At 60.0% G+C, this 13,456-nt stretch carries 12 protein-coding genes; 6 read left to right on the plus strand and 6 right to left on the minus strand.

The window, feature by feature from the left end; translation table 11 throughout:
* Window positions 1-8: 8 nt before the first annotated feature.
* A complete protein-coding gene (locus ACZ1JM_RS11635) occupies window positions 9-1,154 on the minus strand; it encodes a glycosyltransferase family 4 protein (RefSeq protein ID WP_465134961.1) in 1,146 nt (381 codons plus the stop codon).
* Between the two features lie 158 nt (window positions 1,155-1,312).
* Between ACZ1JM_RS11635 and ACZ1JM_RS11640 the strand changes: the two genes are divergently transcribed.
* Window positions 1,313-2,416: a glycosyltransferase family 4 protein gene (locus ACZ1JM_RS11640; RefSeq protein WP_465134962.1), complete on the plus strand. Its 1,104-nt coding sequence runs from the start codon at window positions 1,313-1,315 to the stop codon at window positions 2,414-2,416.
* Here the strand turns inward: ACZ1JM_RS11640 and ACZ1JM_RS11645 are convergent.
* The 5 genes from ACZ1JM_RS11645 to ACZ1JM_RS11665 all read right to left on the minus strand — a co-directional run bounded on the left by ACZ1JM_RS11645 (window position 2,413) and on the right by ACZ1JM_RS11665 (window position 7,380).
* Entirely contained in the window at window positions 2,413-3,177 is a 765-nt protein-coding gene (locus ACZ1JM_RS11645) for a putative Ig domain-containing protein (protein WP_465134963.1), read from the minus strand. The genes ACZ1JM_RS11640 and ACZ1JM_RS11645 overlap by 4 nt on opposite strands.
* 54 nt (window positions 3,178-3,231) lie before the next feature.
* On the minus strand, window positions 3,232-5,061 hold the full coding sequence (locus ACZ1JM_RS11650; RefSeq protein WP_465134964.1) for a hypothetical protein: 1,830 nt from the start codon (window positions 5,059-5,061) through the stop codon (window positions 3,232-3,234).
* A gap of 2 nt (window positions 5,062-5,063) precedes the next feature.
* Entirely contained in the window at window positions 5,064-5,330 is a 267-nt protein-coding gene (locus ACZ1JM_RS11655; RefSeq protein ID WP_465134965.1) for a spike base protein, RCAP_Rcc01079 family, read from the minus strand.
* A gap of 104 nt (window positions 5,331-5,434) precedes the next feature.
* Complete coding sequence (locus ACZ1JM_RS11660) at window positions 5,435-6,502, minus strand: polysaccharide pyruvyl transferase family protein (protein WP_465134966.1); 1,068 nt, start codon at window positions 6,500-6,502, stop codon at window positions 5,435-5,437.
* An 11-nt stretch (window positions 6,503-6,513) separates the two neighbouring features.
* On the minus strand, window positions 6,514-7,380 hold the full coding sequence (locus tag ACZ1JM_RS11665; RefSeq protein ID WP_465134967.1) for a glycosyltransferase family 2 protein: 867 nt from the start codon (window positions 7,378-7,380) through the stop codon (window positions 6,514-6,516).
* A 299-nt stretch (window positions 7,381-7,679) separates the two neighbouring features.
* Here ACZ1JM_RS11665 and ACZ1JM_RS11670 point away from each other — a divergent pair, with 299 nt between their 5' ends.
* From ACZ1JM_RS11670 to ACZ1JM_RS11690, 5 genes are all read left to right on the plus strand, one after another.
* The gene (locus ACZ1JM_RS11670; RefSeq protein WP_465134968.1) at window positions 7,680-8,900 is read left to right on the plus strand and encodes a polysaccharide pyruvyl transferase family protein; all 1,221 of its coding nucleotides are present in this window, start codon (window positions 7,680-7,682) and stop codon (window positions 8,898-8,900) included.
* Window positions 8,897-10,114, plus strand: a complete 1,218-nt coding sequence (locus ACZ1JM_RS11675) for a glycosyltransferase family 4 protein (protein ID WP_465134969.1) — start codon at window positions 8,897-8,899, stop codon at window positions 10,112-10,114. Before ACZ1JM_RS11670 ends, ACZ1JM_RS11675 begins: the two co-directional genes overlap by 4 nt.
* 457 nt (window positions 10,115-10,571) lie before the next feature.
* Window positions 10,572-11,168, plus strand: coding sequence for a sugar transferase (locus ACZ1JM_RS11680; RefSeq protein WP_465135048.1), 597 nt, complete (start codon window positions 10,572-10,574; stop codon window positions 11,166-11,168).
* Window positions 11,169-11,541: 373 nt separating this feature from the next.
* Window positions 11,542-12,393: a hypothetical protein gene (locus ACZ1JM_RS11685; RefSeq protein ID WP_465134970.1), complete on the plus strand. Its 852-nt coding sequence runs from the start codon at window positions 11,542-11,544 to the stop codon at window positions 12,391-12,393.
* Window positions 12,390-13,364 (plus strand): hypothetical protein, encoded by a 975-nt coding sequence (locus ACZ1JM_RS11690; protein WP_465134971.1) that lies wholly within the window; start codon window positions 12,390-12,392, stop codon window positions 13,362-13,364. Before ACZ1JM_RS11685 ends, ACZ1JM_RS11690 begins: the two co-directional genes overlap by 4 nt.
* Window positions 13,365-13,456: the final 92 nt, after the last annotated feature.

The raw sequence follows: 13,456 nt of genomic DNA on the forward strand, positions 1-13,456 counted from the left end.
CTGCAAAATTAACTCGTCGTCATGGCACCCAGGATGCGCCTCGCCTGATCTTTCCAGGAAAACGTCTCGGCGCGGGCATAGCCTCGGTCGCGTAATGTGCGGGCGAAAACCGGATCGTCAGTCACTTTGCGGACCGCCGCCACGATATCATTGGTATCATGGGGATCGCAGTAGACCGCCGCCATTCCGCAGCGCTCCGTCATGGAGGGGATGGAGGAGGCAACGACCGGGCACCCCATACTCATTGCTTCGACCGGCGGAAGCGGCGATGCCTCATACAGCGACGGAAACAGCAGGCAGGATGCGCGGCGATAGTAGTCAGCCAGCGTATCAAGGTTCGGTATCTGCCCCACGAAATCGAGCATGTGCTCGACATCGCGGTCAACGCCAGCGCGAATCGGGGCGAGGATGTCATTACTTGCTCCGACCAGAACGGTGCGAATGCCATTCTCCCGAGCGAGCCGCTGCGCGACCTCAATGACGCGCTCCACGTTCTTGCGTCGGGAAAGCGAACCGACATACAGGACCATGCGATCGCGATCTTCGGGCCAGGGTGCGTCACGGTCGATACGGTCGCGACTCCAACCGCCGTTCTGGATTGCGATGATTGGCCCTGCGCCGCCGTTGGAACGCAATCGCTTCAGCCGCTCCCCTTCCGTGACGGACACGGTGAAGATGGGGTTGGCCTTACTCAACAGCACTGGCAGCAGCGCTCGATGCGCCCAGCGATAGCTCGCGGCATAGGCCTGCGGGAGCGAAAGATACGATACGTCGTGAATCATCACCGCGACCCGGTGCCCCGCCAGCGCGGTTGCAAGCGGGGCGGTGTTGCCGAGGCAAAGCAGCCGCCGGCCCTTCAACATCTGCGGCAGGATCGCCTGTTCCCACAAATGCCCGCTGGCGCCGCCCTTACGCTCGACAGAGATGTGCCGGAGGTTCAGCGTCGAGGCATCGGCGCCGGGTTCGCAGGCAAGCGCGATCCGGTACGGCGTCTCCCCCGCACCGACCATCCTGTCCATCTCCGCGACCAGTTCACGCGCGACCCGTTGGACGCCAGTGACGGGTTGCATGAGGAACCGGCCATTGATGAGAATTGCGTCATCGCGCTCCGGCATTGCGCCCCCCACGTTAATGCCCCCGCCCTTGTTCGCCATGGCGGTAGCGCCGGCACTAGAAAAGCTTTAACCCGATCAGGCCCAAGGTTAAATCTTGGCAACACGAACTATTGCGCGTCGCCTTCGCTGCATCGCAATATTACCCTAAGATCGCTTTAACGGCGATTGCGTGAGCGGAAAGGCTGCGTTTCTTGTTCATGGCGATGCTGCCTGTTTACATCAATGGTAAGTTCTACACAGGCGGTCTTAACGGCGTCCATCGGGTGGCCGATCGCCTGATCCACGAACTTGATGCCCTGCTGCCCGGGACAGGAGTGCAGGCAACGGTGCTGCTGCCTGCACGTCATTCAGGGAAGTGGCGGCCTGACCTCAAAGCAATCGAAGTGCGCGAAGTGGACGCCGCTCCGTCGCAAGGGTGGGAGCAGATGCGGCTGCCAACGCTTGCAGCGGATGGCGTTCTCGTTAATCTCGCGAATTTGGCGCCACTGCGGCACAGGCGCAAGATCACGCTGATCCATGACGCGCAGTTCCTTTTTCCGGATAGTTCGTACCCGCTGCGCCAGCGTCTGGGCTATCGCCTGCTGACGCCGATGATGGCAAAATCAAGCGCGACCATGCTGACGGTTTCCGATTACTCGCGCCGTATGCTGGATGTGATGAGCGTCTCCCCGGCAGACAGGACCGGCGTGTTGTACAACGGCGTCGATCACGTGCTCGAAACGGTGGCCGACGACGGCGTGTTGGCCACGTTGGGACTGGTTTCCCGCGGATATGCCCTGATGTTCGGCAGCCCCAAGGAATACAAGAACAACGCGGTGGTTTTCGGGGCCTATGCCGCCCGGTCAACTCCCGCCGTCCCGCTGGTGATCGTCGGTGCAACGCGCGAAAAGCTGGTCTCCGCCGGTCTGAATGTACCTGCTGAAACCATTTTCGCGGGCAAATGCGACGATGCTCAGTTGCGCGCGCTTTATGCGCACGCCCGGTGTCTCCTTTGCCCTTCGAGGACGGAGGGATTCGGCCTGCCGCCGCTCGAGGCGATGCTGTGCGGCACGCCAGCGGTGATTGCTCCCGCCGGTGCCCTGCCGGAAGTATGCCGCGATGCTGCGCTCTACGCCGATGTGGACGATCCCGGATCGTGGGCCGAAGCGATCGAGGCGCTTGACCCGACATCCGACTTGTTCGCCCGCAAGGTATCCGAAGGACAGGCCCGCGCGCGCCAGTTCACCTGGGCGCGCGCGGGCCAGCAATTGCTCGACGCCATCCTGACGCTGAGCGACAGTTCCAGGGGCTACCGAAGCTAGGCGGCCCGGACCGCGATGGTCAGCGCCACCCATTGCCCCGAAGCCGAGAGCGTGAAGGCGCCCGGCTGCTCGCTACCCGAAGCGATCCGCACCGCCGTGGCGTTGGTGGATTGCCCGCTCAGGCTTGAGCTTCGCGCCGTGAAGCTCGCATACCCCGCTGGCCCCGACGACACCGTCGCCGTTCCGTCCAGTGCCAGCGCCGCGATCACCAGACCAGGGCCTTGCCAGCTGGGCGAAAGCGCCGAAGGCGTAGCCGACACCGTGTTGCCGCGCAGATAAGACGATACTTCCACTTCGCCAGCAGCCCCGGCAATCCGCAGGACCCTAGTGACCGTCTGCTGGGCGGTGGAAACGCCCACATTCAGCAGTTTTCCAGCCTCGGTTCCATCGGCAACCCGCGTGAACACGGCGAGCGTGTGGCTGCTCGAATTGGCGGAGTACGTACCCCGATGATTCCAGCCGCCTGCAGTGGCGTTGTCCCAGGTAATCCCGACAAGACTGTCCGATGTCATCACGGCAATAAGCAGATCGCCCGCCCGCACGGCCCCCGGCATCGTAACGGCGATGGACGTCGCGTCGCTCGCGTTCCAGCTTTCGGTTTGATCGACGAGCGTGATCGCGGCGGCAGGTGCGATGGACAACGTGAACGTGGCATCGGATGATCGACCGTCCGCATCCGTAACGCGCAGGACCACCCCCTCGGCGGCACCCGCAACTTGAGGCGTTCCTGCGATCACACCGGTTGCGGTATTCAGGGACAATCCAGACGGTAGCGCCGCCGAACCGGGCGCCAGCGAGAACTGATAAGGCGCGGTTCATTTCACCACCCGCGGTCTGTAGCCAGCGTAGGGCAAGCCTTGCGTGGCGGGTGACGCCAGATATTTCACCGCGAACGGTATCGCCTCGTAGGTCGCCAGCAGATGCTCCGCTCGCGGCCCGGCATGTATCTCGTTGGGATGGACCCCGTCGGACGAATTGACCGCCAGAGCCATCCCGCGCCCGGCATCGGTCTCCGCATCGCCAAGCACGAACGTCGGATCGCTCGCCACGCCATCGACCGCATCGAAGCACGCAAGTCCATCATCCGCCAATGGACCGGAACGCAGCCACGCATTCCAAGCGTCGCGCGCCGCCTCCTGATGAATGGAGAACGTTGTGTCCACAAAGGCTTCCTGCCAGATCACCAGATCGAAGCCATAGGCGCGCAGCTTGGCGGCCATGTGCCGGGCCTGTGCTTTCATTGCCTCCACCGCCGAGATGGCCGAGGCCGCATCGGAGACGTAAGTCTTGATATCGTTGTGGCCGTAATCGCTGACATAGACGTTGGGCACGCCGGGCACGAGGTACGCAGCGGATGGAGTGTCGAAACCTGTATAGGCAAGGTCCAGCCGATGCCCCGCGATCGCGATGTTGCGGAATTGCACTTCGCCTCCACTGCGGTGATGCATGGCCGCCGTGATCGTCCGGTTGTTGCGGCCGCCCGTTCCGAAAACGATGCTGTCACCACCCGACAGAAAAGAGAGCGCAGCCGGCTCGGTGGTTGTGAACGTGCCCTTGAGCACGGCCTTGATCGCGGCAACCGGACTATCGGACGGGGCCGATGCGCAAACCACGAAAGCACGCCAGTCGGTACGACCGGCATACTGGATTGCCTCTCCCACTTCGCCGCCATCCGCCAGTAGACCGGACGCAGCGGCGGGGTATGGGGCCGTGTGCTCGTCACGGTGAACGATCTGGCCTCCAGCGCCTGACACCAACCCGACGACCGCCATGTTGTTGACGCCGAGCGCTTGCGCATTCTGGACGCTCGCAGTCATCGAAGTGCCCGAGACCATCGGCTGTATCGCCACGTTCCCGGGCGTGCGCGGACTGGTCAAGGCATAGTCGGCCGTGCTCTTGCCAAATGCCCAATACCCGCATGTCGCCGCCTGTCCCGGCGTGCGGGTCACCATGAAAACGGCGCAGTCAGCGCGCTGGATAGCAAGGCTGGGCGGGATCAGCATGGGGCTGTCGCTGTCGTAATTGGTGACGGTCGGGCCACCCTCACCCAACCAGAGCGTTGGCTGTTCGGCAGCGACTGGCTGGTTCAGATGGCGCCCATTGCCCGTCTGGTCATAGATTGCGACGACGCCGAGCGCTGAATTTCCGGCGAACGCGATCGCTCCAGCCATGTCGATCCCTTGCTCAGAGAAGGCGATGTCCGTTTCAGCGCCATCGGTCACGCGACGGACACGGATCGCCGATCCGGTATAGGCCAAGACCATCCTGCCCAAGCCGTAGACTCCAGCGTAGGTCGCATCGGTCGGCAGAAACGTCCCGCCGGGGGTGAGCGTCGGGGTCGGCTCCGGCGTTATGATGGATGCTGCCGCCTTGAGCGTCAGCGCATACTCCACCGCCCGTGCCTCAATGCCGGTGCCTGCTGTTTCGCGGATGAGCGCGACCTGGCGCGCGCCTGCGGACAGCGGCGTGGTCGCACTGATCAGAGCTCCGGCCAGCGTCAGGTTGGCATCACTCCCCGAACGCAATGACAGGCTTGAACCGGATCCAAGCAATCGCGGCACCACCGCTTGGGCTGCACCATCTGATACCGTTCGCGTGCGATTAGTGATGCCGCCCGCGCGGCCACCTGAGACGAGACGCACCATGCTCAGGCTTCCCCGACAAGGGCGCTGGCGGTGGTGCCGGTCGCCCTGACATACAGCGCGCGAACTGCGACGTAGCTTGCATCGGGAAGGTTACGATAGACCACATCGGCCGCACCATCGATGCCCCGCACCACCAGGTCCCCGCCAGACCCGACGTAAATGCCCTTGGGCACCAGCGTCAGGGCTTGGGTGTCATTCGGGGTGATGGCGAAAGGCGCTCTCGACGGTGCGAACGAGGCATCGGCGTGGGTTACGAACGGATCGTTCATAGGAGTGCTCCGGCTGAAAGGGGACGGAGGCGAGGCATACCAGCCTCACCTATGTCCCCATTATGTTCCAGCCGATCGCCTGTAGGAAAGCGATAATTGTCGTGTCAGGCTATATTTCGTGCGGCCCTGGTCGCCATTTCCTGCCGCACTTTGGCGCGCGATTCGCAGTCGAAGCCAAGCGCGTCCTTTACCCTGAGTTCGGCCTGGAGGGCATCGTCCCGGGGAAGTACCGGAATCGAAAACCGGTCGGCGACGACCTGTACTTTCGCTGTCCCGTCCTCGATCGCCAGTGCCGGTGCTTCGGCAAGAATCGAAAAAATCAGCGAGTGGAGGCGGTTGGTAAGGACCAACGCCGCCTCCTCATACAGTTTGGTCAGCGTCTGCAGTTCGTAGGTGTCGTGTAGAACCACCTCATGTCGTTTCCAGCGCGCAGCCAATTTGGCCCCTGCCGCCTTGTCCATACCGGCACGCGGATCATGGCAGGCGATGACGATCCGCGCTCCCGGAACCAGCGCCAGAGCAGCCTCAAGCGCTTTATCGAGGCCGTCGCCCTCGATCGATCGGCCTTCGCTTTCGTCCACGCAAGGCGCCACCACGATCCAGCGCCGCTCGACCTGGCTGGGCGATATCGAATGCGTTGCCGACGTCGGCAAAAACACCATATCGGCGCTGACCGCACATCGCTTGCCCGGAATCAATCGGGCGAGATTCGCTGCCGATGCATCGTCACGAACATTGATGACAGGGCTGAACGATAGGATCGAACGCCATAGCAGCCTGCGCGGCGTCGTGCGGATCGTACTAACGCCAAGCCCGCGCGTGACGAACGACCCGCCGCCAAGCCGGGCACTCAGCACGGCAATCAGCAGACCGACAAGCGATGCGATAGACACATTATCGCGGACCAGTTGTCCGCCGCCAAAGACGACCTGCGAACCGAAGCACTTGCTCGCAAATCCAAGGATCGACTTGCCGGGGAAAAGCCGACCGCCTGCTTGCGTCACCTGCCGCTCGATTGCAGCCGGCAGATCGGCCCAGCGGCGCACGACCCCGCCTTTTCCTTCGGTGATCGCAAGGTTCTGCAGCAGGAGCTTTAGGTCGCCCAGGTTATGAAGGTCTCCGCATACGAAAACCTGCGGCTTGGCCGATGTGGGCACCGATACTGAACTCATTTCCAGAACGTTCACATCTCTAGGATGCGACGAGGATCTACCCGCCCGCGCAGGCAATCAAAGATCGCGAGCATGTTGCCCATGAAGCGGCCTCGCCTGTCGACCAGCGGTTCCGGTTTAAAACTGCGCAGGGCGTTGGCCACCACATTGTTGATCATCAGCCGATTACCGAAATCAGGACGCATTGTGCCCTTGCGCTTTAGGTAGACGATGTTCGCAACCTGCGAATAGCCCAGCCTTTTGCCGGAGGTTCGACCACCCGTGACGCCAAGATGGACGCCGGTGATTGCACCTGTCGAAACCTGCCGGCCCTTACGGCCCAGCCTGTTGGTAAAGTCGATGTCCTCCTGCCAGCCGTATAATGGAAGGTTCTCGTCGAAACGCATGCCCTCGATCGCGTTGGCCCTGATCGCCATGTTGCAGCCGTAGAGTTCATGACGATGGCGCATCGGCGATGGATTCGGATCGGGCTGCGCCAACAAGGCCTGCGCCTGTTCGATAGTATAACCGCCGTGGCGTACCCCGTCGCCGCGCAATTCACCGGTCAAGCCGACGATATCCGGATTTTGCTCGAACAGCGCTTCGACGTTGGCGAGATAGTCATGCGCCGGCACGAAATCGTCGTCGAAGAAGACGATATAATCTGCGGTACCTGCCAGCTCTTCCAAAGCGCGATTGCGCTGGCAGCACAGACCCTTCGCGGAATAAAGAACTTTAACGTTACCCCGCGCTTCCTCGACCCCGGCGACGTCATCCGGGGAAACGGATGCGATCACCACGCTATCGGCAGGACGGGTCTGGTCGGCTAGAAGATCAACGGTCTTTCGCACCAGAGCGGGGCGACCGATAGTGGCGATCACAACGTGTATGCTGGGCAAGGTATTGGTTTTCCTTGTCGGGCCAACGATGGTGCAGCGCAGTATCGTATGGCATCTATAGCTCCCAGCATATAGCCGAAACGCCGCTTCTTGTCTGCCGAATACGCTCGTGACGATACTGAACTGTATTAAAAAATGGTCATACGCTGCAAGGCGGGATGCCATTGGTCGCCCACCTCTGCTAGCTATGCCGCGTTGCAGCGTGTAGACGCCGACCGCGCATACCGTTTCACGGAGACCATTCAAGCATGACCGGTCGGCATAACGCCACACGAGCCACGCTCGAGGATGGCAGTATCATGGCGAAGCCCGCACACAGCGATTCCACATTACGGCGCCTCGTTCTCTTCAATGTGAAATACAGCCCCAACCTGGGCGATGGCTTGCTCAGCGAGTGCCTTGAGCGAGAGCTTGGACGCTCGTTGCCGGGATGTGAGGTCGTTTCCATCGATCTGGCCGGACGCACCGCCTATCCCACCACTCATGGCAGGGCACGCGGTCTTGCGCTTGCGGTGCTGGACAAGTTGCCCGGCGCTATTCGCCAGCCCGCTGCGGGAGCGATGCTGTCCGCGCTGATCGCCCTCAAGCTGCGGCGCAAGTTCAAGGCAGGCGTTTCAGGTGCCGATGCAGTGATCGTGGGCGGAGGCAATCTGTTTACCGATTCCGACCTAAACTTCCCGATGAAGATATCGGCAGCCCTGTCGGAAGCCGCCAAAGCACGGCTGCCAGTCGCGGTATACGCGGTCGGAGTATCGCCCAGCTGCACACCGATGGGCACAAAGCTGTTTGCCCGTTCCCTCTCCAGATCACGGCTGATCTGGGCTTCGGTGAGAGACAAAGTATCGCAAACCGGATGGCACGACCACTTCGCGGGGCATGCAATAGCCCCTGCCGAAATCGTAGTGGACCCAGGCGTGCTGGCGAGCCTCCACTATCCCGTCACCGAGTCACCACGGGATGGCAAACGCATAGGATTTTGCGTCACCGACCCCTTGGCAGTCCGCTATCATAGCGCCGCCTCAGCGGGAGCCACGCTCGATAGCTGGTACCCGAACGCGCTCCGATCTTTGGTAGAGCAGGGATATGAAGTGTCGCTGTTCACCAACGGCAGTCCGGAAGATCGCGAATACCTGCAAAGCCGGTTCTACGACTGGATCCGACATGCCAAGGGCCCGGTGACGTTGAACCGTTCATTCGACAAGCCGTGCGACCTCGCCGCGTTCGTCGCGGGATGCGATGCGATAGTCGGACACCGGATGCACGCCTGCATCGCCGCCTATTCCTTCGGGGTGCCCGCTGTTGGCCTCAAGTGGGATGTAAAGCTGGACAGCTTTTTTGACCTCGCAGGCCGGTCAAGCCATATGGTCGATCCTGCCACAGCTGACGCTGCCGATCTGGGCGCTCGAACAGCGGACGCAATCGCCGACCGGCTTGACCCCTCACCGCTTATTGCCCGCGCACGCAACGAAGTCAGCGCATTTGCCAAGACGCTTTTGCAAGCTGCCGAGAGACGGGCGTGATTGATCGGATAGTCCAGATCAATGACCTGAGCGACCCAAAGGGTGGCGCCAGCAAACTCGCCGTCCAGGCCGCTTGCGATCTCGCCGGGCGGGGACATGCCGTCACGTTCATCACCGGCGACATGGGTCAAAGTCCAGCGCTGGCTAACGCTGGCGTTGATATAGTTCCGCTCGGCCAGCAGCGACTTCTTGCGGGTGGCAAAGCTAAGGCCATGATATCAGGCCTGTGGAACCGCGCGGCGCATTCGATGATCCGCGACTGGATTGCCCGCAACGATACGCCGGGCACGGTCTATCACCTTCATGGCTGGTCTCAGATCCTGTCCCCGGCGGTATTTGGCGCGCTGGACCCGGTTCGCGACAGACTGGTCCTGTCCGCTCATGATTTCTTTCTGGCATGTCCCAACGGCGCATTCGCCTGGATGAAAACAGGGGAAGTATGCCCACACGTTCCGTTGTCCGGCGCTTGCTTGGCAACGGCCTGCGATCGTGATGGCAATGCCCATAAAGCCTGGCGAAGCGTGCGGCAGGTTATCCAGCGCCTGGCTTACAAGCCACGATCCTCGCCCCCTGTTCTTGCCATTCACGCCGGAATGATCGAATTCTTGTGTCGGGCCGGCATTCCCGCAGACGCCATCACACCACTGCCCAATCCGGTCGAGCCATTTTCTCCAACCCGCATCGCCGCAGAACAAAATAGCGAAGTGCTTTTCGTCGGGCGGCTGGAAGAGACTAAGGGAGCAGATCTCGCCGCGCTCGCAGCCGCCAAAGCCGGCGCGGCGCTCACCGTGATTGGGGAAGGACCGCTTGCGGATCGAATCCTGGAGATTCACCCTCGCGCTAGCATGCTGGGCAGACGGACTCCGCAGGAAATTCAGCAGTATGCGTCCAAGGCTCGCCTGCTGGTCATGCCAAGCCGCTACCCCGAGCCTTTCGGTCTGGTTGCCATGGAGGCGGCGTGGAGCGGTCTTCCGGTCATCCTTGCTGACACGGCTTTGTTGAGCAACGACATGGTATCATGTGGCGCCGGATTGGCGGTCGATCCACGAAATACGGACCTGTTCGCCGCCGCGATGCAATCGATCTTGGGCGATGATGAGCTCGCAAAAAAGATGAGCGAGGCGGCCTGCAATAATACTCAGAACCTCGCACTAAGCCCTATTGCTTGGCTAACTAGGCTGGAAGAAATTTTCCACAGTCGGCTTGCTGACTGAAGCCGTCTAAGTGCCACTAAGGCCGTACTGTATGATGGCTGTCGGCTGACAGCGGGACATTCAGCGATCACTCGGCCCAAAATTAACGCCCGAAATCTCGTTATTTCCGAGAACAGAACACTGGCAATTTTGGGCCGATACATCCCAAATGCCTACGTCTGGCAATTAAAATTATTTAACCGCAATCCCGGTATGAGCCATAAAAAGCAGGATAATAGTTGAATGGAAATTCTTTTAAGTGGCGTGGTATACGATTGTTAATTGATTCGTCGATTTCTGATCGTCGTGATCCAAAGATCTTAGGAGCATGCCGATGCAGAATGCAAAAGCGCAGACCATGAGGGTCGAAGCTACGATGCATCACATCTCCTATGCTCAGGATCGCCAAGGCTTTAGAATAATAAGCCCCCGGTCCACCAAGTATCAGTCGACCAGTTCTCAAGCACACCTGTTGGCCATGCGCTCGTTCGACATTATCTGTTCGGCGATGGCGCTGGTGTTGTTTTTGCCATTATTTCTGGTCATCGTCTGCGCCATTCGATTTACGAGCGCGGGACCTGCGATATTTGTTCAGCAGCGGGTCGGGCGGGACGGTCGATATTTCCCGTGCCTCAAATTCCGATCGATGGTGGTCGATGCCCGCGACCGGCTGGATCACCTGCTTGCGACATCCGAAGACGCTCGCAAGGAGTGGGCGCAAGACCAAAAACTGCGCCTTGACCCCCGGATCACCCCGATCGGCCGATTGCTCCGTAAAACCAGCCTTGACGAGCTTCCTCAGCTCCTCAACGTCTTGGCCGGTCACATGAGTGTTGTCGGTCCGCGGCCGATCGTTCCAAGCGAGATCGTACGCTACGGGCAGCGCTATTCAGCGTATTGCTCGGTGCGCCCTGGCTTGACCGGCCTGTGGCAGGTCAGCGGACGCAACGAAGTCAGCTACGACAAACGCGTGAGGCTTGACGCGTTCTATGCCATGCGCAAGTCGCTGGCTTACGACGTAGCCATATGCTTTCGCACGCTACCAGCGGTTCTGGCCTCGCACGGTTGCTACTGAGATGCGTCGGTCAATCCCGAGACTGCCTGGATATCAGGTTATGAGTGCTACCAAGCCGGCCCATATGCTCGCGCTGATAGCTGCGGCAATAAACCACCACTTCCATAGAATGGGCTTGCTGCCGACTGGTCGCGACCCTGCCACCGACGTTGGCGCCGCACGATGATCGGCACCACTATAGCGGGTGGGTCCGGACCGATCATCCGTGAACACACCTTTGTCGGGCGCTCCTCTCCTCGAGCCTTCCGTTCCAGGCTCATTCACAGTCATACTTCACGGCCTTTATGATACGGCGATATCAAATCAACGCGGGTGCCAAGCAATGTGTTCCTGTAATCCGCTCCCGTCAATCAGTGGATGATGTCGGACCGGCATGATGTTACAAACAATCGATCTTTCTGACGCCGATGTGGCACGCCAGTATATGGTGGCCATGAAGGTGCTTCATGAACTCCCGAATTTTGCATGGTACGACAGCCAGTTCCTCGCGAAGTTCGAGGCTGCATCGCGCATGCTCGAAATAGTGCGGCCCGAGCGCGCTGGCGAGTTCGTCACCGCGTTCGATGTCCTGCGTACGTCTCCGGATTTCAAGGTTGGCCACGTAAGCCCCTTGCTGGACGAGGCACGGTTTGATGAACTGAAGACGAAGATCGCAATGGTGCCTCAGGCTTCGTTGAAATCCTACGAAAATAACGAGTTTGGCCGGCATATTCTTCATAATTTGCCGGTATTGAAGGCGCTTCAGGACGAACTTATTCCTCTGGTCAGCGATCTGGCGGGCGAGGAGGTAGAGCCTTGTTACAATTTCCTGAGCCTCTATCACGGGGCTGGCCGTTGCCCGCCGCATATGGATGCGCCTTCCGCAAAGTGGACACTCGACATTTGCCTGGCGCAAAGCTGCGAATGGCCGATCTCCTTCAGCGACATTTTGCCGTGGCCTACAGCCGAAGACGCAGAAGCATATGCGGACACAGATTTTTCGACCATTAAGTTCAAGGACTACACGCTACGCCCTAATGAGGCATTGCTGTTTGCAGGTTCCTCGCAGTGGCATTACCGCGATGCGATACCTGATGGCGGTTTCTGCCATCTGGCATTCCTGCATTATCACCCGGTGGGCTGCGCCAACCTGATCGAACCGAACGCATGGGCTCCGCACTTCGACATGCCTGAACTTGCCGTTTTGAACACCGTGTTCGACACGATGAGACCGATCGAACAGTGACAATGCACACGTACCGCGTCTTCGGGCTGGATGTCAGCGTGCCTCGTGATGTCGCCACTTTGCGCAGCGCGCGGATCGACGCTGACCGCAACCCCGACGTGCACGTGACATTCGCTCCGGTTGCCGAACTTCCGATTCTGGAAACGGCGAATGACGACCTTGACGTATCACTCGATGGCAGTGACCTGACGATTGCTGTCGAAGACGTCGGCCGCTTCCGTGTTAGCGGCGGGACATCGATCGTAGTCGATCCTTACCCAGGCGTAAGCGTAGCAGAGGTCGATCTGTATCTGGCTGGCTCCATCATGGGCGCCGTCCTGCACCAGAGGGGTGTGCTGCCCCTGCATTGTAACGCCTTTGCATGTGGAGACGCCGCCGTACTTCTTTGCGGTGACTCAGGTGCCGGAAAATCGACCCTTGCCGCATGGTTTGAATCGCGGGGCCGTCCGTTACTTACTGACGACGTTTGTGCCGTGACGTTTACGGCCGAAGGCCGCCCGGTAGGGCACCCAGGCATGCCGCGCTTGCGTCTTTGGAGCGATGCGTTGGAAACCATGGGCCGGGGCGATCAGGCGTCCTCCAGTATCCCGTGGGCCGAGGGCAAGTTTGAACTTGAGATGGCATCCGATCGGGCGCGCAATCCCCTGCCGATCGCTGCAATCTATCATTTGCAGGAAACGCGGAACGACAAATTCTCGATCGACCGGCTGAAAGGGCTGGATGCGGCGAACGCCATAACGTCCAATATCTATCGCCGCCGAATAGGCGATCTTGTTGGGCAAGCCCCCACATACCTTACAAGCGCCGTCCAGCTCGCTGCCCAAGTGCCGATCTTCCGGGTCGAGCGGACATGGGGAATGGAACATTTTCAACGCGAAGCAGTGTTGATCGAACAACATGCGAAAGACATCTGCCAAACGCCAGACTGTGAAAATTCTTTAAGCGCGCCCGTTCAGCGCGATTCTTATTGAATTACACCTAAGTATTGTTACTATACAATCCCGCAACAAGTGTACTTTTTAGGTATCAAATTTTGGTTTGATCTTAACAAGTTCGGGCGTTG

It is taken from the genome of Novosphingobium sp. BL-S-24, from assembly GCF_055521575.1.

Excerpts from the sequence above, each read along its gene's own strand:
- ACZ1JM_RS11635 (WP_465134961.1), bottom strand. The coding sequence starts at position 1,154 with ATGGCGAACAAGGGCGGGGGCATTAACGTGGGGGGCGCAATGCCGGAG.
- ACZ1JM_RS11640 (WP_465134962.1), top strand. The coding sequence starts at position 1,313 with ATGGCGATGCTGCCTGTTTACATCAATGGTAAGTTCTACACAGGCGGT.
- ACZ1JM_RS11650 (WP_465134964.1), bottom strand. The coding sequence starts at position 5,061 with ATGGTGCGTCTCGTCTCAGGTGGCCGCGCGGGCGGCATCACTAATCGC.
- ACZ1JM_RS11655 (WP_465134965.1), bottom strand. The coding sequence starts at position 5,330 with ATGAACGATCCGTTCGTAACCCACGCCGATGCCTCGTTCGCACCGTCG.
- ACZ1JM_RS11660 (WP_465134966.1), bottom strand. The coding sequence starts at position 6,502 with ATGAGTTCAGTATCGGTGCCCACATCGGCCAAGCCGCAGGTTTTCGTA.
- ACZ1JM_RS11670 (WP_465134968.1), top strand. The coding sequence starts at position 7,680 with ATGGCGAAGCCCGCACACAGCGATTCCACATTACGGCGCCTCGTTCTC.
- ACZ1JM_RS11680 (WP_465135048.1), top strand. The coding sequence starts at position 10,572 with ATGCGCTCGTTCGACATTATCTGTTCGGCGATGGCGCTGGTGTTGTTT.
- ACZ1JM_RS11685 (WP_465134970.1), top strand. The coding sequence starts at position 11,542 with ATGATGTTACAAACAATCGATCTTTCTGACGCCGATGTGGCACGCCAG.